The 23,411-nt window shown below is 52.4% G+C and carries 19 protein-coding genes; 13 read left to right on the top strand and 6 right to left on the bottom strand.

Features of this window, described 5'->3' with window-relative positions:
- The first annotated feature begins 14 nt into the window (after window positions 1-14).
- From qseE to glnB, 4 genes are all read left to right on the top strand, one after another.
- A complete protein-coding gene (qseE, locus tag WES_RS05725; protein ID WP_024195148.1) occupies window positions 15-1,442 on the top strand; it encodes a two component system sensor histidine kinase QseE/GlrK in 1,428 nt (475 codons plus the stop codon).
- Window positions 1,443-1,606: 164 nt separating this feature from the next.
- Entirely contained in the window at window positions 1,607-2,320 is a 714-nt protein-coding gene (gene qseG, locus WES_RS05730; protein ID WP_016158798.1) for a two-component system QseEF-associated lipoprotein QseG, read from the top strand.
- Window positions 2,310-3,644 carry a two-component system response regulator GlrR gene (gene glrR, locus WES_RS05735; protein ID WP_000018523.1) on the top strand — a complete coding sequence of 445 codons (1,335 nt, stop codon included), beginning with the start codon at window positions 2,310-2,312 and terminating at the stop codon, window positions 3,642-3,644. The genes qseG and glrR overlap by 11 nt, the downstream gene beginning before the upstream one ends.
- A 60-nt stretch (window positions 3,645-3,704) precedes the next feature.
- On the top strand, window positions 3,705-4,043 hold the full coding sequence (gene glnB, locus WES_RS05740) for a nitrogen regulatory protein P-II (RefSeq protein WP_000717694.1): 339 nt from the start codon (window positions 3,705-3,707) through the stop codon (window positions 4,041-4,043).
- Between the two features lie 43 nt (window positions 4,044-4,086).
- Here glnB and hmpA read toward each other — a convergent pair whose 3' ends face one another.
- Window positions 4,087-5,277 carry an NO-inducible flavohemoprotein gene (hmpA, locus tag WES_RS05745; protein ID WP_016158797.1) on the bottom strand — a complete coding sequence of 397 codons (1,191 nt, stop codon included), beginning with the start codon at window positions 5,275-5,277 and terminating at the stop codon, window positions 4,087-4,089.
- A gap of 327 nt (window positions 5,278-5,604) precedes the next feature.
- Between hmpA and glyA the strand changes: the two genes are divergently transcribed.
- Window positions 5,605-6,858 carry a serine hydroxymethyltransferase gene (glyA, locus tag WES_RS05750; RefSeq protein ID WP_016158796.1) on the top strand — a complete coding sequence of 418 codons (1,254 nt, stop codon included), beginning with the start codon at window positions 5,605-5,607 and terminating at the stop codon, window positions 6,856-6,858.
- Window positions 6,859-6,921: 63 nt separating this feature from the next.
- Here glyA and WES_RS05755 read toward each other — a convergent pair whose 3' ends face one another.
- Entirely contained in the window at window positions 6,922-8,115 is a 1,194-nt protein-coding gene (locus tag WES_RS05755; RefSeq protein WP_016158795.1) for an ROK family protein, read from the bottom strand.
- Between the two features lie 117 nt (window positions 8,116-8,232).
- Here WES_RS05755 and WES_RS05760 point away from each other — a divergent pair, with 117 nt between their 5' ends.
- The 6 genes from WES_RS05760 to WES_RS05785 all read left to right on the top strand — a co-directional run bounded on the left by WES_RS05760 (window position 8,233) and on the right by WES_RS05785 (window position 17,162).
- Window positions 8,233-11,514, top strand: a complete 3,282-nt coding sequence (locus WES_RS05760; protein WP_016158794.1) for a tetratricopeptide repeat protein — start codon at window positions 8,233-8,235, stop codon at window positions 11,512-11,514.
- A gap of 96 nt (window positions 11,515-11,610) precedes the next feature.
- Entirely contained in the window at window positions 11,611-12,594 is a 984-nt protein-coding gene (locus WES_RS05765; protein WP_016158793.1) for a substrate-binding domain-containing protein, read from the top strand.
- Between the two features lie 22 nt (window positions 12,595-12,616).
- Window positions 12,617-14,128 carry a sugar ABC transporter ATP-binding protein gene (locus tag WES_RS05770; protein WP_016158792.1) on the top strand — a complete coding sequence of 504 codons (1,512 nt, stop codon included), beginning with the start codon at window positions 12,617-12,619 and terminating at the stop codon, window positions 14,126-14,128.
- Between the two features lie 24 nt (window positions 14,129-14,152).
- A complete protein-coding gene (locus WES_RS05775) occupies window positions 14,153-15,151 on the top strand; it encodes an ABC transporter permease (RefSeq protein WP_001276673.1) in 999 nt (332 codons plus the stop codon).
- A gap of 32 nt (window positions 15,152-15,183) precedes the next feature.
- Window positions 15,184-16,278: a zinc-dependent alcohol dehydrogenase family protein gene (locus tag WES_RS05780; protein WP_024195147.1), complete on the top strand. Its 1,095-nt coding sequence runs from the start codon at window positions 15,184-15,186 to the stop codon at window positions 16,276-16,278.
- An 11-nt stretch (window positions 16,279-16,289) separates the two neighbouring features.
- The gene (locus WES_RS05785) at window positions 16,290-17,162 is read left to right on the top strand and encodes an aldose 1-epimerase (protein WP_016158790.1); all 873 of its coding nucleotides are present in this window, start codon (window positions 16,290-16,292) and stop codon (window positions 17,160-17,162) included.
- A 115-nt stretch (window positions 17,163-17,277) separates the two neighbouring features.
- On the opposite strand, the gene WES_RS05790 is transcribed toward WES_RS05785, so the two are convergent.
- Window positions 17,278-17,700 carry a DoxX family protein gene (locus tag WES_RS05790; RefSeq protein WP_001094719.1) on the bottom strand — a complete coding sequence of 141 codons (423 nt, stop codon included), beginning with the start codon at window positions 17,698-17,700 and terminating at the stop codon, window positions 17,278-17,280.
- A 256-nt stretch (window positions 17,701-17,956) separates the two neighbouring features.
- On the opposite strand from WES_RS05790, the gene WES_RS05795 reads away from it, so the two are divergent.
- Window positions 17,957-19,096 carry a 3-phenylpropionate MFS transporter gene (locus tag WES_RS05795; RefSeq protein WP_000244170.1) on the top strand — a complete coding sequence of 380 codons (1,140 nt, stop codon included), beginning with the start codon at window positions 17,957-17,959 and terminating at the stop codon, window positions 19,094-19,096.
- Here the strand turns inward: WES_RS05795 and csiE are convergent, their stop codons facing one another.
- From csiE to suhB, 3 genes are all read right to left on the bottom strand, one after another.
- Window positions 19,097-20,371, bottom strand: coding sequence for a stationary phase inducible protein CsiE (csiE, locus tag WES_RS05800; protein WP_016158789.1), 1,275 nt, complete (start codon window positions 20,369-20,371; stop codon window positions 19,097-19,099). It lies immediately after the preceding gene.
- A 174-nt stretch (window positions 20,372-20,545) separates the two neighbouring features.
- On the bottom strand, window positions 20,546-21,406 hold the full coding sequence (locus tag WES_RS05805) for an alpha/beta hydrolase (protein WP_016158788.1): 861 nt from the start codon (window positions 21,404-21,406) through the stop codon (window positions 20,546-20,548).
- Window positions 21,407-21,550: 144 nt separating this feature from the next.
- Window positions 21,551-22,354 carry an inositol-1-monophosphatase gene (gene suhB / locus WES_RS05810; RefSeq protein ID WP_000553455.1) on the bottom strand — a complete coding sequence of 268 codons (804 nt, stop codon included), beginning with the start codon at window positions 22,352-22,354 and terminating at the stop codon, window positions 21,551-21,553.
- Window positions 22,355-22,472: 118 nt separating this feature from the next.
- On the opposite strand from suhB, the gene trmJ reads away from it, so the two are divergent.
- Window positions 22,473-23,213: a tRNA (cytosine(32)/uridine(32)-2'-O)-methyltransferase TrmJ gene (gene trmJ / locus WES_RS05815; RefSeq protein ID WP_000940022.1), complete on the top strand. Its 741-nt coding sequence runs from the start codon at window positions 22,473-22,475 to the stop codon at window positions 23,211-23,213.
- The last annotated feature ends 198 nt before the right edge of the window (window positions 23,214-23,411 follow it).

Genomic DNA, 23,411 nt, shown 5'->3' with positions numbered 1-23,411 from the left:
ACGAGAGTAACACCTTGAAACGCTGGCTCGTTTTTCCCCGCTCATTACGACAATTGGTAATGCTGGCATTCTTGCTTATTTTGCTCCCTTTGCTGGTGCTGGCATGGCAAGCCTGGCAAAGCCTGAATGCACTTAGCGATCAGGCGGCGCTGGTCAATCGCACGACGCTTATCGATGCCCGGCGCAGTGAAGCGATGACCAACGCGGCGCTGGAGATGGAGCGTAGCTACCGTCAGTATTGTGTGCTGGATGATCCCACTTTGGCGAAGGTGTATCAAAGCCAGCGCAAGCGTTACAGCGAAATGCTTGATGCCCACGCAGGCGTGTTGCCGGACGATAAACTCTATCAGGCATTGCGTCAGGATTTGAACAATCTGGCTCAGCTTCAGTGTAACAACAGCGGTCCCGATACCGCTGCCGCCGCACGTCTGGAAGCCTTCGCCAATGCCAATACCGAAATGGTTCAAGCCACTCGCACTGTGGTGTTCTCTCGCGGGCAGCAGTTACAACGCGAAATCGCCGAACGTGGGCAATATTTTGGCTGGCAGTCGCTGGTGCTATTTCTGGTGAGCCTGGTGATGGTGCTGCTTTTCACGCGGATGATTATCGGTCCGGTGAAAAATATTGAACGGATGATCAACCGTCTGGGGGAAGGGCGTTCTCTGGGCAATAGCGTTTCGTTCAGTGGCCCGAGTGAGTTACGTTCGGTTGGGCAGCGTATTCTTTGGTTAAGCGAGCGCCTGTCATGGCTGGAATCCCAGCGGCACCAGTTCTTACGTCATTTATCTCATGAATTAAAAACGCCGCTGGCGAGTATGCGCGAAGGCACGGAATTACTGGCTGACCAGGTTGTCGGGCCGCTTACGCCAGAGCAAAAAGAGGTGGTGAGCATTCTTGATAGCAGTAGCCGCAATTTGCAAAAACTGATCGAACAACTGCTTGATTACAACCGTAAACAGGCGGACGGCGCGGTGGAACTGGAGGACGTAGAGCTGGCACCGCTGGTGGAGACAGTAGTTTCTGCTCATAGCCTGCCCGCACGGGCTAAAATGATGCATACCGACGTCGATCTCAAAGCAACAGCTTGCCTGGCGGAGCCAATGCTGCTGATGAGCGTGCTGGATAATCTTTACTCCAATGCGGTGCACTACGGGGCTGAATCCGGTAACATTTGCCTTTGCAGCAGTTTACATGGCGCGCGGGTTTATATTGATGTCATCAATACAGGCACGCCCATTCCGCAAGAAGAACGCGCCATGATCTTCGAACCCTTTTTTCAGGGAAGCCACCAGCGAAAAGGGGCGGTGAAGGGCAGTGGTCTGGGATTAAGCATTGCCAGGGATTGTATTCGCCGTATGCAGGGGGAACTGTATCTGGTCGACGAAAGCGGGCAAGACGTTTGTTTCCGCATTGAATTACCGTCGTCGAAAAACACGAAATAATGTTAAGAGCCTATCCCATCAGGCTATTTTATTTGCCAGTTTGGCTCCGGGCAGTGCTCGAAATCATCACGTACTATGTGTACGCTCCGGTTTCTCCGCGTTGTCCGTGTCCAAACTGCCTGCAACAATTACGCCCACTGGGATAGGCTCTAAGTCTGGTGAATATGCGACACATTTTTCAACGATTATTGCCCCGACGGCTGTGGCTGGCAGGGTTGCCTTGTCTGGCGTTGCTGGGTTGTGTGCAGAGTCACGATAAGCCAGCCATAGATACGTCAGCACAAGAAAAAATTCCGGTTTATCAACTGGCTGATTATCTTTCTACCGAATGTAGCGACATCTGGGCGCTACAAGGTAAATCAACCGAAACTAATCCGCTTTACTGGCTACGGGCGATGGATTGTGCCAACCGTTTAATGCCAGCGCAGTCGCGCCAGCAAGCCCGTAAGTATGGCGATGGTAGCTGGCAAAATACCTTTAAACAGGGGATTTTGCTCGCCGACGCTAAAATTACGCCGTATGAGCGTCGCCAGATGGTCGCGCGCATAGACGCGTTAAGTACTGAGATCCCGGCGCAGGTTCGCCCGCTGTATCAACTCTGGCGCGACGATCAGGCGTTACAATTGCAACTGGCACAAGAGCGCCAACGCTACAGTAAACTCCAGCAGTCCAGCGACAGCGAACTGGATACCTTGCGCCAGCAGCATCACGTTCTACAGCAACAACTGGAACTCACCACCCGCAAGCTGGAAAATCTGACCGATATTGAACGTCAGCTCTCGACCCGCAAACCGGCTGGAAATTTCGTCCCGGACGCGCCACACGAGAGCGAAACGCCCGCATCATCTACCAGTGAGGTCACCCCTGATGAGCCATAAACCTGCGCATTTATTATTGGTGGATGATGATCCTGGATTGCTGAAATTACTTGGCCTGCGTTTGACCAGCGAAGGCTACAGCGTGGTCACGGCAGAAAGTGGTGCAGAAGGATTACGGGTACTGAATCGCGAAAAAGTAGATTTAGTCATCAGCGACCTGCGAATGGATGAAATGGACGGTATGCAGCTGTTTGCTGAAATCCAGAAAGTGCAGCCGGGTATGCCAGTAATCATTCTTACCGCGCATGGTTCCATTCCTGATGCCGTTGCCGCGACACAGCAGGGCGTGTTCAGTTTCCTCACCAAACCTGTTGATAAAGACGCGTTGTATCAGGCAATTGACGATGCGCTGGAGCAATCCGCGCCAGCCACAGACGAACGCTGGAGTGAGGCGATTGTTACCCGCAGTCCACTGATGTTGCGTTTGCTAGAACAGGCGCGACTGGTGGCGCAATCAGATGTTAGCGTGCTGATTAACGGCCAGAGCGGCACCGGGAAAGAGATTTTCGCCCAGGCTATCCACAACGCAAGCCCGCGCAACAGCAAACCATTTATTGCTATTAACTGTGGCGCATTGCCCGAGCAGTTGCTGGAGTCAGAACTGTTTGGTCATGCGCGAGGTGCGTTTACTGGCGCTGTCAGCAATCGCGAAGGTTTATTCCAGGCGGCGGAAGGCGGTACGCTATTTCTCGATGAGATTGGCGATATGCCCGCACCGTTGCAGGTCAAACTGCTGCGCGTGTTGCAGGAGCGTAAAGTGCGCCCGCTGGGCAGCAACCGCGATATTGATATCGACGTGCGGATTATCTCTGCCACTCACCGCGACCTGCCAAAAGCGATGGCGCGCGGGGAGTTTCGCGAAGATCTTTATTACCGCCTCAACGTTGTCAGCCTGAAAATTCCGGCACTGGCGGAGCGCACGGAAGATATTCCACTGCTGGCAAATCACTTGTTGCGCCAGGCAGCAGAGCGACATAAACCCTTTGTTCGCGCGTTCTCCACCGATGCAATGAAACGCCTGATGACCGCCACCTGGCCAGGTAATGTTCGCCAGTTGGTCAACGTGATTGAACAGTGCGTGGCGCTGACCTCATCCCCGGTAATTAGTGATGCGCTGGTGGAGCAGGCGCTGGAGGGCGAAAACACCGCGTTGCCAACCTTTGTTGAGGCGCGTAATCAGTTTGAACTCAATTACTTGCGCAAGCTTCTGCAAATCACTAAAGGTAACGTCACCCATGCGGCGAGAATGGCGGGGCGCAACCGGACAGAATTTTATAAACTGCTTTCCCGACACGAGCTGGATGCAAACGATTTCAAGGAATGAATTGGCGTAATGTGTTACGTTTAGCAGATCAGAAGACAGGCGACCTTTTCAAGGAATAGCATGAAAAAGATTGATGCGATTATTAAACCCTTCAAGCTGGACGATGTCCGCGAAGCACTGGCTGAAGTCGGCATTACCGGCATGACGGTCACCGAGGTGAAAGGTTTTGGCCGCCAGAAAGGCCATACCGAGCTGTATCGCGGCGCGGAGTATATGGTGGATTTTCTGCCGAAGGTGAAAATTGAGATTGTCGTACCGGACGACATTGTCGATACCTGTGTCGATACCATTATTCGCACGGCGCAAACCGGCAAAATCGGTGACGGTAAAATCTTCGTCTTTGACGTGGCACGGGTCATTCGTATCCGTACCGGTGAAGAGGACGACGCGGCAATTTAAACCGCGTCAGGGTTGCCGGATGTTTCCATCCGGCAATATCAAATCACAGCACCTTATGCGGGCCAAAGCATTCGTAATGAATGTTTTCCTGCTTCACGCCCAGATCCACTAACTGTTTCGCGGCAAACTGCATGAAGCCCACCGGACCGCAGAGATAGAACTGCATGGCCGGATCGCTGAACGCACCTTCCAGTTTGCTTAAATCCATCAGACCTTCGCTATCAAACTGACCTTTCGCGCGATCGGCCTCGCTCGGCTGACGATACCAGGTGTGTGCGGTAAAGCGCGGCAGTGATTGTCCCAGTTCCTTAACTTCATCAGCAAAGGCGTGAACATCGCCATTTTCTGCTGCATGGAACCAGTTCACCTGGGCGCTATGGCCTGCTTTTGCCAGCGTATCGAGCATAGCCAGCATTGGCGTCTGACCGACACCGGCAGAGATTAAGGTTACCGGTGTGTCATTTGTCACATCCATAAAGAAATCACCCGCCGGAGCCACCAGCTTCACGACATCGCCAACATTGGCGTGATTGTGCAGCCAGTTAGAAACCTGTCCGCCGTCTTCGCGTTTCACCGCAATACGATAGCCTTTGCCATCAGGTTTACGGGTCAAAGAGTACTGACGAATTTCCTGATGCGGGAAACCTTCCGGTTTCAGCCAGACACCGAGATATTGCCCCGGACGGTATTCTGCCACTGCGCCACCGTCGACTGGTTCCAGTTCGAAGCTGGTGATAAGCGCACTGCACGGCGTTTTAGCCACAATGCGGAAATCGCGAGTACCCTCCCAGCCACCGGCTTTGCTGGCGTTTTCGTTATAGATTTCTGCCTCGCGATTGATAAATACATTTGCCAGCACGCCATAGGCTTTCCCCCACGCGTCCAGCACTTCCTGACCCGGGCTGAACATTTCGTCCAGCGTCGCCAACAGGTGTTCGCCAACGATGTTGTACTGCTCCGGTTTGATCTGGAAACTGGTGTGCTTCTGAGCGATTTTTTCTACGGCTGGCAGCAGCGCAGGCAGGTTTTCAATATTACTGGCGTAGGCGGCAATGGCGTTAAACAGGGCTTCACGTTGATCGCCATTACGCTGGTTACTCATGTTAAAAATTTCTTTGAGTTCTGGGTTATGAGTAAACATACGGTCGTAGAAATGGGCGGTTAACTTTGGCCCCGTTTCCACCAGTAAAGGGATGGTGGCTTTTACTGTAGCGATGGTTTGAGCGTCAAGCATATGGTCTTCCTTTTTTTGCATCTTAATTGATGTATCTCAAATGCATCTTATAAAAAATAGCCCTGCAATGTAAATGGTTCTTTGGTGTTTTTCATTAAGAATGTGATGAAGTGAAAAATTTGCATCACAAACCTGAAAAGAAATCCGTTTCCGGTTGCAAGCTCTTTATTCTCCAAAGCCTTGCACAGCTTGAAGGTAATCGTTTGCGTAAATTCCTTTGTCAAGACCTGTTATCGCAGAATGATTCGGTTATACTGTTCGCCGTTGTCCATCAGGACCGCCTATAAAGGCCAAAAATTTTATTGTTAGCTGAGTCAGGAGATGCGGATGTTAAAGCGTGAAATGAACATTGCCGATTATGATGCCGAACTGTGGCAGGCTATGGAGCAGGAAAAAGTACGTCAGGAAGAGCACATCGAACTGATCGCCTCCGAAAACTACACCAGCCCGCGCGTAATGCAGGCGCAGGGTTCTCAGCTGACCAATAAATATGCTGAAGGTTATCCGGGCAAACGCTACTACGGCGGTTGCAAGTATGTTGATATCGTCGAACAACTGGCGATCGATCGCGCGAAAGAACTGTTCGGCGCTGACTACGCTAACGTCCAGCCGCACTCCGGCTCTCAGGCTAACTTTGCGGTCTACACCGCGCTGCTGGAACCAGGTGATACCGTTCTGGGTATGAACCTGGCTCATGGCGGTCACCTGACTCACGGTTCTCCGGTTAACTTCTCCGGTAAACTGTACAACATCGTTCCTTACGGTATTGATGCTACCGGTCATATCGACTACGCAGATCTGGAAAAACAAGCCAAAGAACACAAGCCGAAAATGATTATCGGTGGCTTCTCTGCTTATTCCGGTGTGGTTGACTGGGCGAAAATGCGTGAAATCGCTGACAGCATCGGTGCTTACCTGTTCGTTGATATGGCGCACGTTGCGGGTCTGGTTGCCGCTGGCGTCTACCCGAACCCGGTTCCTCATGCTCACGTTGTCACTACCACCACTCACAAAACCCTGGCGGGTCCGCGCGGCGGCCTGATCCTGGCGAAAGGCGGTAGCGAAGAACTGTACAAAAAACTGAACTCTGCCGTTTTCCCTGGTGGTCAGGGCGGTCCGTTGATGCACGTAATCGCCGGTAAAGCGGTTGCGCTGAAAGAAGCGATGGAGCCAGAGTTTAAAATTTACCAGCAGCAGGTCGCGAAAAACGCCAAAGCGATGGTAGAAGTGTTCCTGGAGCGTGGTTACAAAGTGGTTTCCGGCGGTACTGATAACCACCTGTTCCTGGTTGATCTGGTAGATAAAAACCTGACCGGTAAAGAAGCAGACGCCGCTCTGGGTCGTGCCAATATCACTGTGAACAAAAACAGCGTACCGAACGATCCGAAGAGCCCGTTTGTGACCTCCGGTATTCGCGTGGGTACTCCGGCGATTACCCGTCGTGGCTTCAAAGAAGCTGAAGCGAAAGAACTGGCTGGCTGGATGTGTGACGTGCTGGACAGCATCAATGATGAAGCGGTTATCGAGCGCATCAAAGGTAAAGTTCTCGACATCTGCGCACGCTACCCGGTTTACGCATAAGCGAAACGGTTAATCTGTTGAAAAAAGGCTTCCTCCGGGAAGCCTTTTTACCTTATCGCGCCATCAAATCTGGCGTAACTGTGCTTCAACATACAAATAGCCTATCCCCAGCACCTGTTGTGAGCGGCTTAATTGCCCAAAGCCAATTTGCGTCGCTTTTACGCTCGGTCCTTCGTCGCGGTCGAACGGGTTAAATCCCGTCTGGCGAATTATGGTATTAAGCCAGTTCTCGCCAAAGGCGCAACTGCGACCATACAACCAAATCTGATTAATATTAAGGATGTTGAGGAAGTTATACAGACTCAAACCAATGGCGTTGGCACTGCGGTCAACCCAACTGGTGATCCACGGTTCTCCACTCTGCCATGCAGCGATTAATTGCGCGGTAGTCAGTTTTTCAGGATCAAGCTGAGTATTGCCAGGTTGTGATTTTAGCCATACCCGCGCCTGCTTTTTTAATGCGCTTAACGAGGCGACGGTTTCCAGGCAGCCGTAACGTCCGCAGTCGCAGGCGACGCCATCCGGATTAACGATGGTGTGACCAATCTGTCCGCTACCATACAAACTGCCGCGATAAATTTGCTCGTTAATCACGAACGACGAGCCAATACCGTAATCAACGTTGATCACGCAGAAATCCCGTTCCTGCGAATTATTTTGCCATTTCTCCGCCAGCGCCAGCATCACGCAGTCATTATCGACCATCACCCGAATGCCGAGCTTCTCTTCCAGCAGATACTTCACCTCAACTGGCGTTGTCCACGGCGCTTGCGGCATGGTTTGCGACACGCCGGTCACCGGATCAACCTGACCGTGGATTGCCAGCGCCAGGTTGATGGTACGGTTCGGCCACAATTTACGATGGCGATGCCAGCATTTTTCGATTTCGGACAGCAGCGCCTGCGGTGTCGGTGCTTCAATCTGAAAATACTCAAATTCGCCTTTCGGACTTAGACAGGCATTAGCGACCTGACACTCAATGCTGGTGGGCGTAACGTTCAGGCACAGCGTCCAGTCGCCCTCCGGCGCAATCAGCCATGTGCCGCTGCTATGCCCGCGCGTCTGGCTTTCATCGTCGATATTCACCACCCGTTTTTCGCTTTCCAGCTCCTGCAAAATATTACTTACCGCCGGAATCGAAATTTGCGCCAGCCGGGCCAGCGTTGATTTATTGGCGCGCTTTTGCCGGTACAGCAGTTCCAGAATCACGCATTTGTTATGGTGGCGGATCTGTTGATTGTTTATGCAGGCTCTCATCTTCACTAAACCTTGTTTAGTTAATTGCGTGATTATTCCGCGAAAACATTGCCAGATTGTTCAATACACTGCCACAAATCTTTTAATTCAGTATGTCTTGTTAATATTGAGGGCACCATGACTCCAGTAAAAGTGTGGCAAGAGCGCGTTGAGATCCCGACCTATGAAACCGGGCCGCAGGATATACATCCTATGTTCCTGGAAAATCGCGTTTATCAGGGATCGTCCGGCGCGGTTTATCCCTACGGCGTGACCGATACGCTGAGCGAGCAGAAAACCCTGAAATCCTGGCAGGCGGTGTGGCTGGAAAACGACTACATCAAAGTGATGATCCTGCCGGAGCTGGGCGGTCGTGTGCATCGCGCGTGGGATAAAGTGAAACAGCGAGATTTTGTCTATCACAATGAAGTCATTAAACCGGCGCTGGTCGGGCTGCTGGGGCCGTGGATCTCCGGCGGGATTGAGTTTAACTGGCCGCAACACCATCGCCCGACCACCTTTATGCCCGTTGATTTCACCCTCGAAGCCCATGAAGACGGTGCACAGACCGTGTGGGTTGGTGAGACGGAGCCGATGCACGGTTTACAGGTGATGACTGGTTTCACCCTGCGTCCTGACCGGGCGGCACTGGAAATCGCCAGCCGCGTCTATAACGGCAACGCCACGCCGCGTCATTTTTTATGGTGGGCCAACCCGGCAGTGAAAGGGGGTGAAGGGCATCAGAGCGTTTTTCCGCCCGATGTAACTGCGGTGTTTGATCACGGCAAACGCGCAGTTTCCGCTTTCCCCATCGCCACCGGCACCTATTACAAAGTGGACTACTCCGCCGGAGTGGACATTTCTCGCTATAAAAATGTGCCTGTTCCAACCTCATATATGGCCGAAAAATCGCAGTACGATTTTGTTGGCGCGTGGTGTCACGATGAAGATGGCGGTTTATTACACGTTGCCAACCACCACATTGCGCCGGGTAAAAAACAGTGGAGCTGGGGACACAGTGAGTTTGGCCAGGCGTGGGATAAGAGCCTGACCGACAATAACGGTCCGTATATCGAGCTGATGACCGGCATTTTTGCTGATAACCAACCCGATTTTACCTGGCTTGATGCTTACGAAGAGAAGCGTTTCGAGCAGTATTTCCTGCCTTACCATTCTCTGGGCATGGTGCAAAACGCCTCCCGCGATGCGGTGATTAAATTACAGCGTAGCGAGCGGGGGATTGAGTGGGGGCTGTATGCCATCTCCCCGTTGAACAGATACCGTCTGGCGATCCGCGAAATCGGCAAGCGCGAAGCGTTACTTAACGATGCCGTGGCCCTGACGCCAGCGACCGCCATCCAGGGCGTGTTGCACGGTATTGAGCCGGACAGATTGACCATCGAACTTTCCGATGCTGACGGCAATATTGTTCTGAGTTATCAGGAACATCAGCCGCAAGAGTTGCCGCTGCCGGACGTCGCCAAAGCGCCACTGGCAGCGCAAGACATTACCAGTACAGATGAAGCCTGGTTTATCGGTCAGCATCTGGAGCAATATCATCACGCTAGTCGTTCACCGTTCGATTACTACCTGCGCGGCGTGGCGCTGGACCCGCTGGATTATCGCTGTAACCTGGCGCTGGCGATGCTGGAATATAACCGCGCAGATTTCCCGCAAGCGGTGGCGTATGCCAGTCAGGCGCTGAAACGCGCACATGCGCTGAACAAAAACCCGCAGTGCGGACAGGCCAGTTTGATTCGCGCCAGTGCTTACGAACGTCAGGGGCAATATCAACAAGCTGAAGAGGATTTCTGGCGAGCGGTCTGGAGCGGCAACAGTAAAGCGGGGGGCTATTACGGTCTGGCACGGCTGGCGGCGCGTAATGATAACTTCGACGCTGGTCTGGATTTTTGCCAACAAAGTCTGCGCGCCTGCCCAACCAATCAGCAAGTGCTGTGCCTGCATAATCTGCTGCTGGTGTTAAGCGGTCGTCAGGACAACGCGCGTTTGCAGCGCGAGAAACTGCTGCGCGATTACCCGCTGAACGCCACCCTGTGGTGGCTGAACTGGTTCGATGGTCGTACCGAGTCTGCCCTCACGCAGTGGCGTGGTCTGTGTCAGGGGCGTGACGTTAACGCCCTGATGACCGCCGGGCAACTGATTAACTGGGGAATGCCCGCCCTGGCGGCAGAGATGCTGAACGCACTGGACTGCCAGCGAACGCTGCCGCTTTATCTGCAAGCCAGTTTGTTGCCGAAAGCTGAGCGCGGCGAATTGATTGCGAAAGCCATTGACGTGTTCCCGCAGTTTGTTCGTTTCCCGAATACGCTGGAAGAAGTCGCGGCACTGGAGAGTATTGAAGAGTGCTGGTTCGCCCGTCATTTACTGGCCTGTTTCCATTACAACAAGCGCAGTTATGGCAAAGCGATAGCGTTATGGCAACGTTGCGTAGAGATGACGCCGGAGTTTGCCGACGGCTGGCGCGGGTTGGCGATCCATGCGTGGAATAAACAGCATGATTATGAACTGGCTGCCCGTTATCTTGATAATGCTTATCAACTTGCGCCGCAGGATGCTCGTCTGCTTTTCGAACGGGATTTGCTGGATAAGTTAACCGGGGCTGCACCGGAGAAACGACTGGCGCGTCTGGAAAATAATCTGGCAATTGCCCTGAAACGCGACGACATGACCGCAGAACTGCTCAATTTGTGGCATCTCACCGGTCAGGCAAACAAAGCGGCAGATATTCTCGCCACGCGCAAATTCCACCCGTGGGAAGGCGGAGAAGGGAAGGTCACCAGCCAGTTTATCCTCAATCAGTTGTTACGTGCCTGGCACCATCTTGATGCCAGACAGCCGCAGCAGGCCAGCGAACTGCTTCATGCCGCGCTGCATTACCCGGAGAATTTGAGCGAAGGCCGTTTACCGGGGCAGACTGATAATGACATCTGGTTCTGGCAGGCAGTATGCGCCAAAGCGCAGGGTGATGAAGCTGAGGCGACGCGTTGTTTACGCCTGGCGGCGACCGGCGATCGCACCATCAACATCCACAGTTATTACAACGATCAGCCAGTTGATTATCTCTTCTGGCAAGGGATGGCGCTGCGATTGCTGGGCGAACAACAAACCGCACAACAACTGTTCACTGAAATGAAACAGTGGGCACAAGAGATGGCGAAAACCAGTATCGAAGCGGATTTCTTTGCCGTCTCGCAACCCGACTTGTTGTCGCTGTATGGCGATTTACAACAGCAGCATAAAGAAAAATGCCTGATGGTGGCGATGCTGGCGGCAGCGGGATTAGGGGAGATTGCGCAATATGAATCTGCTCGCGCTGAATTGACGGCGATTAATCCGGCCTGGCCGAAAGCAGCATTATTCACCACCGTGATGCCTTTTATTTTTAACTACGTTCACTAAACCCTATTAACTGTAATCTTTGAGCGGCACGCACTGCCGCTCATCACTAAATAATTAGAATAAGCCGTTGTTAATAAAAACCCTACAGGAGGCACTATGCCTAAAAAAAGCAGAATAACCCGTAATCTATTATTAATGGCTACGCTATTAGGTAGCGCACTATTTGCCAGGGCTGCGGAAAAAGAAATGGCCATTGGCGCAATATATCTTGATACTCAGGGATATTATGCCGGTGTGCGTCAGGGTGTTCAGGATGCGGCAAAAGATTCCTCAGTACAGGTTCAGTTAATAGAAACTAACGCGCAGGGCGATATTTCGAAAGAAAGTACTTTTGTTGATACGCTCGTGGCGCGTAATGTCGATGCCATTATTTTATCTGCTGTTTCTGAAAATGGCAGCAGCCGCACCGTTCGTCGCGCCAGTGAAGCGGGTATTCCGGTGATTTGCTACAACACCTGTATTAATCAGAAGGGCGTCGATAAATATGTCTCGGCGTATCTGGTCGGCGATCCGCTGGAATTTGGTAAAAAACTGGGTAACGCTGCTGCCGATTATTTTATTGCCAACAAAATTGCTCAACCGAAAATTGCCGTTATCAATTGCGAAGCCTTTGAAGTTTGTGTGCAGCGTCGAAAAGGATTTGAAGAAATATTAAAAGCTCGCGTTCCCGGTGCGCAAATTGTCGCTAATCAGGAAGGGACTGTTTTAGATAAAGCGATTTCCGTTGGTGAAAAACTGATTATCTCCACGCCGGATCTCAACGCCATTATGGGGGAATCTGGCGGTGCGACACTCGGCGCGGTAAAAGCGGTACGCAATCAAAATCAGGCCGGAAAAATTGCTGTTTTCGGTTCGGATATGACGACTGAAATTGCTCAGGAACTGGAAAACAACCAGGTGCTGAAAGCGGTGGTGGATATTTCCGGTAAGAAAATGGGCAATGCTGTTTTTGCGCAAACATTGAAGGTTATCAATAAACAAGCCGACAGTGACAAAGTGATTCAGGTGCCTATCGATCTCTATACCAAAACGGAAGACGGTAAACAGTGGCTGGCAACGCACGTTGATGGTCTGCCCTAATAGCTGATTCGCAGAGGTTCCTATGTTCACGGCAACAGAGGCAGTCCCGGTAGCAAAAGTGGTGGCAGGAAATAAGCGTTACCCCGGCGTCGTTGCGTTGGATAACGTTAACTTCACGCTCAATAAAGGCGAAGTTCGCGCGCTGTTAGGTAAAAACGGTGCGGGCAAATCGACCCTCATTCGAATGCTTACCGGCAGCGAACGTCCGGACAGCGGTGATATCTGGATTGGCGAGACGCGACTGGAAGGTGACGAAGCTACGCTGACTCGCCGTGCCGCTGAACTGGGGGTTCGTGCGGTTTATCAGGAATTAAGTCTGGTGGAAGGGCTGACGGTGGCGGAAAACCTCTGCCTCGGTCAATGGCCCCGTCGCAACGGCATGATTGATTACCCGCAAATGGTGCAGGATGCCCAACGTTGCTTACAGGCGCTGGGTGTTGATGTTAGCCCTGAACAACTTGTTTCAACGCTAAGTCCGGCGCAAAAGCAACTGGTGGAAATTGCGCGGGTGATGAAGGGCGAGCCGCGCGTGGTCATTCTTGATGAACCCACCAGTTCGCTTGCCAGTGCGGAAGTTGAACTGGTGATCAGCGCCGTGAAAAAGATGTCGGCACTGGGCGTGGCGGTGATTTATGTCAGCCACCGGATGGAAGAAATCCGCCGTATCGCTTCCTGCGCCACCGTCATGCGCGATGGTCAGGTGGCGGGTGATGTGATGCTCGAAAATACCTCCACGCGTCATATTGTGTCGCTGATGCTCGGGCGCGATCACGTTGATATTGCGCCGGTTGTCGCTCAGGACATTGCAGAGCAGGCCGTACTGGAAGTCCGCGCGTTACGCCACAGACCCAAACTTACGGAGATCAGTTTTTCCCTGCGTCGTGGCGAAGTGCTTGGTATTGCTGGCCTGCTGGGGGCAGGGCGTAGTGAATTGCTGAAAGCGATTGTTGGGCTGGAAGCGTATGAGCAGGGTGAGATTGTTATCAACGGCGAGAAAATCGCCCGCCCCGATTACGGCGACATGCTGAAACTCGGGATTGGCTATACCCCAGAAAATCGCAAAGAAGCGGGGATCATTCCCTGGCTGGGCGTTGACGAAAATACAGTGCTGACCAATCGGCAAAAAATCAGCGCCAACGGCGTGCTGCAATGGTCCACCATCCGCCGCCTGACCGAAGAGGTGATGCAGCGGATGACGGTCAAGGCCGCCAGTAGCGAAACGCCTATTGGCACGCTTTCTGGCGGCAATCAGCAAAAAGTGGTGATCGGTCGTTGGGTTTATGCCGCCAGCCAGATTTTGTTGCTCGACGAGCCAACGCGCGGCGTCGATATCGAAGCTAAGCAGCAGATTTACCGTATTGTCCGCGAGCTGGCTGCCGAAGGAAAAAGCGTGGTGTTTATCTCCAGTGAAGTGGAGGAGTTGCCGCTGGTGTGCGACCGCATCCTGTTATTACAGCACGGTACGTTCTCGCAGGAGTTTCACTCGCCGGTCAATGTGGATGAGCTGATGTCCGCCATTCTGTCTGTGCACTGATGAATTTTACCGAGGAACCTGAAGATGTCTGCTTCGTCATTACCATTGCCGCAGGGCAAGAGCGTCTCGCTCAAACAATTTGTCAGTCGCCATATTAATGAGATCGGTTTGCTGGTGGTGATCGCCATTCTTTATCTGGTCTTCTCTCTGAACGCGCCTGGCTTTATCTCATTGAATAACCAGATGAACGTGCTGCGCGATGCCGCCACCATTGGGATCGCCGCCTGGGCGATGACGCTGATTATTATCTCCGGTGAAATTGATGTCAGCGTTGGGCCAATGGTGGCTTTTGTCTCGGTGTGCCTGGCATTTTTGCTGCAATTTGAGGTTCCGCTGGCGGTGGCGTGTCTGCTGGTGTTGCTATTAGGGGCGCTGATGGGAACGCTCGCCGGGGTGCTACGTGGCGTGTTTAACGTACCAAGTTTCGTTGCCACTCTGGGGTTGTGGAGCGCCCTGCGCGGGATGGGCTTGTTTATGACGAACGCCCTGCCAGTGCCCATTGATGAAAACGAGGTGCTGGACTGGCTGGGCGGGCAATTTCTCGGCGTGCCGGTATCCGCGCTGATCATGATGGTGTTGTTTGCGCTGTTTGTGTTTATCAGCCGCAAAACCGCTTTTGGGCGTTCGGTGTTTGCTGTTGGCGGTAATGCCACGGCAGCGCAGTTGTGCGGTATTAACGTTCGTCGGGTGCGCATTCTTATCTTTACTCTTTCGGGAGTATTAGCAGCAGTCACCGGGATTTTGCTGGCGGCTCGCCTCGGTTCCGGTAACGCAGGTGCCGCAAACGGGCTGGAGTTTGATGTCATTGCTGCGGTCGTGGTCGGCGGTACGGCGCTTTCCGGCGGTCGTGGCTCGCTGTTCGGTACGTTGCTTGGCGTACTGGTGATTACGCTAATCGGTAACGGTCTGGTGTTGCTCGGGATTAACTCCTTTTTCCAGCAGGTGGTGCGCGGCGTCATCATCGTGGTGGCGGTCCTGGCGAATATCTTGCTGACCCAGCGAAGCACTAAAGCGAAACGCTAAACCTTAACGCCCCTGGCGCGGGTGCGGCAGGGATGAAAATTAATCGTATTGTTAATGAGGGACTTATGAAAACGATGCTGGCAGCTTATTTACCAGGAAATTCGACCGTTGATCTGCGGGAAGTTGCGATGCCGACGCCGGGGATTAACCAGGTATTGATCAAAATGAAATCCTCCGGGATTTGCGGAAGCGATGTCCACTATATCTATCATCAACACCGCGCCACGGCGGCGGCGCCCGATAAACCGTTATACCAGGGATTTATCAACGGTCATGAACCGTGCGGGCAGATTGTAGCGATGGGGCAGGGTTGCCGCCATTTTAAAGAGGGCGACCGCGTGCTGGTGTATCACATTTCTGGCTGTGGTTTTTGCCCGAACTGCCGTCGCGGTTTTCCTATCTCTTGTACTGGCGAAGGAAAAGCGGCTTACGGCTGGCAGCGTGACGGCGGTCATGCCGAATACTTGCTGGCGGAAGAAAAAGATCTGATCCTCCTGCCGGATGCGCTGAGCTACGAAGATGGTGCGTTTATCAGTTGCGGCGTTGGCACTGCGTATGAAGGGATTTTGCGCGGCGAAGTCTCAGGCAGCGATAACGTGCTGGTGGTTGGTCTGGGGCCGGTCGGCATGATGGCGATGATGCTGGCGAAAGGTCGCGGTGCAAAACGGATCATCGGCGTTGATATGCTGCCGGAACGTCTGGCGATGGCGAAACAGTTAGGCGTGATGGATCACGGTTATTTAGCAACCACCGAAGGTTTGCCGCAGATTATCGCCGAACTCACCCACGGCGGCGCAGATGTTGCGCTCGATTGTTCCGGTAATGCCGCAGGGCGCTTGCTGGCCTTGCAATCCACCGCCGACTGGGGGCGCGTGGTTTACATCGGAGAAACCGGAAAAGTGGAGTTCGAGGTCAGCGCCGATCTGATGCATCATCAACGGCGGATTATTGGTTCCTGGGTGACCAGTTTATTCCATATGGAAAAATGCGCCCACGATTTGACCGACTGGAAACTGTGGCCGCGTAACGCCATTACCCACCGCTTCTCACTGGAACAGGCCGGTGATGCTTATGAGCTGATGGCAAGCGGCAAATGCGGCAAAGTCGTGATTAACTTCCCGGATTAAGGAGTTAGCGAATGACCATCTATACCTTATCTCACGGGGCGCTAAAGCTGGACGTTTCTGACCAGGGAGGTGTCATAGAAGGTTTCTGGCGCGATACGACGCCACTGCTACGTCCCGGTAAAAAAAGCGGTGTGGCAACCGATGCCTCCTGTTTTCCGCTGGTGCCGTTTGCAAACCGGGTGAGCGGCAATCGTTTTGTCTGGCAGGGGCGTGAGTATCAACTGCAACCGAATGTTGAATGGGATGCGCATTATCTGCACGGCGATGGCTGGCTGGGCGAGTGGCAATGTGTAACGCGCAGTGATGATAGCTTGTGCCTGGTGTATGAACATCGCAGTGGTGTTTATCACTATCGGGCAAGTCAGGCGTTTCATTTGACGGCGGATACGCTGACGGTCACGCTCTCCGTCACCAATCAAGGGGCAGAATCTTTGCCGTTTGGTACGGGCTGGCATCCTTATTTTCCGTTGTCGCCGCAAACGCGGATTCAGGCACAGGCGAGCGGTTATTGGCTGGAACGGGAGCAGTGGCTGGCGGGTGAGTTTTGCGAGCAGCTACCGCAGGAACTGGATTTTAACCAGCTCGCGCCGTTGCCGCGCCAGTGGGTGAATAATGGTTTTGCCGGCTGGAATGGTCAGGCACGCATTGAGCAGCCGCAGGAGGGTTATGCCATCACTATGGAAACGATGCCGCCTGCGCCATGCTATTTCATCTTTGTCTCCGACCCCGCATTTGATAAAGGATATGCGTTTGATTTCTTCTGTCTGGAACCGATGAGCCATGCGCCGGATGACCATCATCGCCTGGAAGGTGGTGACCTCGTTGCACTTGCGCCGGGGGAGTCAACAACCTCAGAGATGTCGTTGCGGGTTGAGTTGCTGTAATTTATAGAATGCCGGATGCGGGTAATTTCAATTTTGTAGCAATCGGTGCACCATGCCTGATGCGACGCTTATCGCGTCTTATCAGGCCTTGTATTCGCCGCATCCGGCGTCTTTCCTAACGTCGATCGAGAGAAATCGCCCCCGGCCCGGTAATTGCCAGCAGCAGGAATGCGCCAGCAATACTGACATTCTTCCAGAAATTAATCATATTTGGCCCGACTGCATCCCCGGACATATCCCAGTAATGGTGACCAATCACCGCAGTACCCAGAGTGTAGAAAATAAACAGCACCGCCAGCGGACGGGTGAAAAAGCCAAGCACGATTAATATCGCGGCGGGGACTTCCATAACTACCGCAATAATGGCTGCCAGCATCGGCATCGGCGCACCCAGCGAGGCCATATATTGTACCGTACCGTCAAAGCCCATCATTTTGGGAAAACCAAAAATAATGAAAATTAAGATGACGGCAATACGAGCAATTAATAACAACACGGGGCGGGCTGCGCCAAAATCAAAATAACGTAGTGTGTTCATAACCAATCCCTTTGCAAGATAATGTGATTTAAACGTAATACACACACTCGCACCTCGCCACGCCTCAGCAGATGAGAAATTTGGTAATTATCCAGGTCAACATCCAGCACATTTTCTGTAGGTGATATTTTGTTAGTGGTATTAACGATAATTTTTTCCAGAATGGTGTACTGGAAGTGGCCCTGATTTTCTTATTTTTCAACTTGCAACAACATTCGATTAACTTCAGACTAACGCCTCCTGACGGGAGGGACTCATGGTTTTGCAATCCACGCGCTGGCTGGCGCTCGGTTATTTCACATACTTTTTTAGCTACGGTATTTTTCTACCTTTCTGGAGCGTCTGGCTTAAGGGGATTGGCTTAACGCCAGAAACTATCGGCCTGTTGTTGGGGGCAGGGCTGGTTGCCCGTTTTCTCGGCAGTTTGATAATTGCGCCCCGCGTCAGCGATCCTTCTCGCCTGATTTCTGCACTTCGTGTACTGGCGTTGTTGACACTGCTGTTCGCCATCGCCTTCTGGGCTGGCGCGCATGTGGCATGGCTGATGCTTGTGATGGTTGGTTTTAACCTCTTTTTCTCACCGCTGGTGCCGTTAACTGACGCGCTGGCGAATACCTGGCAAAAGCAGTTCCCGCTTGATTACGGCAAAGTGCGACTTTGGGGCTCAGTGGCGTTTGTCATTGGTTCGGCGCTGACGGGCAAACTGGTCAGCGTGTTTGATTATCGGGTGATCCTCGCGCTGTTGACGTTGGGCGTGGCATCCATGCTACTTGGTTTTCTGATTCGCCCGACCATTCAACCGCAAGGGGAGAGCCGCCAGCAGGAGAGCACGGGGTGGCCGGCCTGGCTGGCGCTGGTTCGCCAGAACTGGCGCTTTCTGGCCTGCGTTTGTCTATTGCAGGGGGCGCACGCGGCATATTACGGGTTTAGCGCCATATACTGGCAGGCTGCGGGTTACTCGGCTTCGGCGGTGGGCTATTTATGGTCGCTTGGTGTAGTGGCGGAAGTCATTATCTTTGCGCTGAGTAACAAACTTTTTCGTCGCTGTAGCGCCCGCGATATGTTGTTGATCTCGGCGATTTGCGGGGTAGTACGTTGGGGCATTATGGGGGCAACCACTGAGCTAGCGTGGTTGATAGTGGTGCAAATTCTGCATTGCGGCACCTTTACTGTGTGCCACCTGGCCGCCATGCGCTACATTGCTGCTCGTCAGGGAAGCGAGGTTATCCGTTTACAGGCGGTTTATTCTGCCGTCGCGATGGGCGGCAGTATCGCTATCATGACCGTCTTCGCCGGTTTCCTGTATCAATATCTCGGACATGGCGTGTTTTGGGTGATGGCGCTGGTGGCGCTTCCGGCAATGTTTTTGCGCCCGAAAGTGGTTCCCTCATGCTGACTATTCCAGCATTTTACGGATCTGCTCCTGTTGGTGTACGGTCAGGATCTGATTCGTATGAATCAGCGGCGGCGAAAAGAGCGGTAAAGGGATGGTATAAGGTGTAATAATCAGCACCGTGTTTCTCGGGGCGCCATTTCGTAAAAATGTCTTCACCGATATATGCTTAATATTGAGTGGCAATAGTGTAAGTTCGCGCAATTGCTGCTCAATATTCGCTTCTCTTTCACTGTCATTGCCCGTCAGCAAAATAATCTTTTTTTCGTTAATTTCATTTGATTGCATCAGCCATGCGCCGAAAATCACCGCCACCAGGCCACTTTCCTCATCGGAAAAACGGACATTGTATTCACTTTCAAACCCGGCCAGCGCCGCGCGAGTTGTACGAACCAGGCGTGGGTAAAGTCGGCTGAACTCTTCTGGCAAGGTGTTATCAATACCGATGGTAAACAAACTGCGGCGTAATGCCTGAGCGAGATGAGTATAAAGCTGATCGCATAACCCCTGTTCATCATAGAAACGAACATTTCCCTGCTCACGAAAACGTTGTACCAAACGAACAATGGCCTGGCGTAATTGCCGATCGCGCTGATGAGCATCTTGCAGCGGATTGGGAACTTGCAACATGGAAAAGAGCAACGCCATAAACAAAGGCTCATCTGGTGGTACAGGCTGGCGTGCCCGCCGTTGCCAGTGGCGACCGATTTCCTGTGCTACCTGAAACTCAAGACAGGACTCAGCCCATCGACGTTGCAGTGGGTTAAATTGTGGCGAGATCCCGGCATGATGTTGTAGCAGGCAATATTGCAGATACAGGCACAGAAAATGAACATCACGTGCTTCAAAGCATTTTTGCAACCGTCGTGCACAGAGATTAACTAAAGCTTGCAGGTTGGTATCGTCGTAAAAGTTGCGAGCAATCCCACGGCGCTTCAGTTCTTCCTTTAAGGCTGGGGTGAAACGGCTGGTGATGAATGATGGACATAAACGAAAACCGCGTCGTAGCCAGTGAAATAAACATAAACGTTGGTTAAGTACTGTACCTTCAACCCGGTAGCTACCGTCATAACCAGTAGTGAGCGTGAGCTGGTGATAGCGGAGGATTTCCCGTCCTGTTTCGCTGATATCGCGAACCGCAATATTATCATCCACACCATTAAGCTCGCTGAGAGTGGCCGTGGTGGCGGTCAACCCCGGCTGAAATAGTGTCAGCAAGATCTGGCAGCGGCGCTGGGGAGCAGAAAGGACAGATGGTGGAGCAAGTGTAGACATCATCTGTAGATCTCCCATAAGCATAATTGATAAGAATAGCTAAAGTTTGCTTAGGGAAATGGGGAATGGAATGCTAATTATCAGAAATGCTGGCAGACATCACAGAATTTTTATCGATATAAACGGATATGACCAGTTTAATACCATGTCTTAATGTGATTTATTGCTGTTTTATTCTTAGGGGGAATTCCCGGGATTCAACGCACTGAGGATAAAATCCACCATCTGCTCACGATAAACATCACCATGACGATCGGAAAAGGCATCAATGTGTTCGCCGTCAGGGATCAGAATCAGGCGTTTTGGCTCTTTCGCCAGAGCATATAACTTTTCACTGTGCTGCCACGGGATAACGTGATCGGCTTTACCGTGAATCAGTAAAAGCGGGATCGGGCTGACGCTGGCGATGTAATTTTCGCCGCTATAACTCTCATCAAGTAAGTAGCCACTGCCAGGGATCATCTGGTTGGCGATGGTCGCATAAGAGGCAAATGTGGAGTCGAGGATCACCGCACGTATGCCCTCACTACCTCCCTGACCAATAACATCAAGAATATTCGCCCCTCCAATACTCTGCCCGAACAGCACCAGCCGTTGTGGGTTTACATCACTGCGATGGCGCACCACGCTGATGGCGCTTAGCGTATCGTCCAGTAATCCAGCCTGGGACGGCGTGCCTTTTGATTTACCAAACCCGCGATAGTCAAACATAAAAACATTGAAATTGCGCTCGGGTAACCAACTGACCAGCGGCCAGTGGGCGGACATGTTTCCGGCATTGCCGTGAGCATGAATGATGGTTGCGATGGCGTTGTCAGCGGAACCCGTCGCAGAGGGGATAAACCAGCCTTGCAGACGAGTACCGTCCTTAGCCGTAAATTCGACGGATTCTGCAGACCAGGGTTCGGGACCGTAAATTTTGTCGTCAGGGTAATAGAAGAAGTTGATGGCAACGCGCGGTACTAAATAAATACAGAAGGCAACAACAAAGAGGATAAACAGAATTTTGAGAACGCGTTTGTTCACTGGCAGTGCCATAACCTTTCCTTGCGACTTCTTTATAATCCATTAATCGGGGAAAGATGGTGGGAGAGCGGCGAAAGAAAGTAAAGCGGTGAGGAAGTATTTCGGAATAGCGCCTGAAAGGCGAGGGCGGGTGAGTGATATCACCCGCCAGAGTCATTAACGCTTCAGAGCGTCGCTTAACTCGTCACGCATATTTGACAGCATGGCTTTTACTACGCGTGGGTTACCGGCAACGATGTTACCGGTCAGCATGTAGTTATGACCACCGGTGAAATCGCTGACGATACCGCCTGCTTCACGAACCAGCAGTTCGCCTGCGGCGAAGTCCCACGGGCGCAGACCAATTTCGAAGAAACCGTCAACGCGACCAGCGGCTACGTAAGCCAGATCCAGCGCCGCAGAACCGGTACGACGGAAGTCAGCGCATTCGCTAAACAGTTTGCCAACGATATTGATGTAGGTGGTTGCGTACTGTTTCGCTTTGAAAGGGAAACCGGTCGCCAGAATAGTACCGTCGAGATCGCGAGCGGTGCTGCCGCGCAGACGATAGCCGTTTAACTGTGCGCCCTGACCGCGAGTCGCGGTGAACAGTTCGTTACGCATAGGATCGTAAACCACAGCAACTTCGGTGCGGCCTTTGATACGAACAGCGATAGATACCGCGAAGTGCGGCAGACGTTTGATAAAGTTGGTAGTGCCATCCAGTGGATCGATAACCCATTGAACATCCTGATCAGTACCTTCAAGTTCACCGCTTTCTTCGGTGATGATGGTGTGCTGCGGGTAAGATTTACGAATCGTGTCGATAATCACCGCTTCGGCAGCTTTATCTACGTTGGTCACGAAATCGTTGCTGCCTTTCTGGCTCGCTTCTACAGCGTCCGGGGTTTCATAGTTTTTGGCAATTAAATTACCCGCCTTGCGCGCTGCGCGCACGGCGATGTTCAGCATCGGATGCATCGGTCTCTCTCACTGGATGTTAAAGAACGGGAAAACGGCGCAGAGTATAGCAGCGAGATCGGCATCTGTCTTCGTTTTATGATAAGATGCGCGAATAATCTTTAGACGAAGAAAGACAATGCTGCAAAATATTCGAATTGTGCTGGTGGAGACGTCACACACCGGCAATATGGGTTCTGTTGCCCGTGCCATGAAAACAATGGGATTAACCAATCTGTGGTTGGTTAATCCACTGGTGAAACCTGACTCTCAGGCCATCGCGCTGGCGGCGGGAGCCAGCGATGTGATTGGTAATGCTCACATCGTCGATACGCTCGACGAAGCGTTAGCCGGTTGTAGCCTGGTGGTTGGCACCAGCGCACGCTCCCGCACGCTGCCGTGGCCGATGCTCGACCCGCGCGAATGCGGACTGAAAAGCGTCGCTGAAGCGGCAAATACCCCGGTGGCGCTGGTTTTTGGTCGCGAGCGCGTCGGCTTGACCAATGAAGAGTTGCAGAAATGCCATTATCATGTCGCGATTGCCGCTAACCCGGAATACAGCTCGCTGAACCTGGCGATGGCGGTTCAGGTTATTGCGTATGAAGTGCGCATGGCCTGGCTGGCGACTCAGGAAAACGGCGAGCAGGTTGAGTATGAAGAGACGCCGTATCCGCTGGTCGATGATCTTGAGCGTTTTTACGGTCATCTGGAGCAAACGCTGCTGGCAACCGGCTTTATTCGTGAAAACCATCCGGGGCAGGTGATGAATAAATTGCGCCGTCTGTTTACCCGTGCGCGCCCGGAAAGCCAGGAGTTGAATATCCTGCGCGGGATTCTGGCTTCCATTGAGCAGCAGAATAAAGGTAACAAGGCTGAATAAGAGTCGTTGCCTGATGCGACGCTTATCGCGTCTTATCAGGCCTGGAAGTGTACAGAACCCCAGGTCGGATAAGGCGTTCACGCCGCATCCGATAACAGATACAAACGCCACGATAAAAAATGGCACTGAAGGTTAAATACCTGACTAAATCAGTCAAGTAAATAGTTGACCAAATTACTCGGGAATGTCAGACTTGAC

This window comes from Escherichia sp. KTE31 (genome assembly GCF_000407925.1).
Classification (GTDB): domain Bacteria; phylum Pseudomonadota; class Gammaproteobacteria; order Enterobacterales; family Enterobacteriaceae; genus Escherichia; species Escherichia ruysiae.
This window is presented reverse-complemented; position numbering and strand designations above follow the sequence as displayed.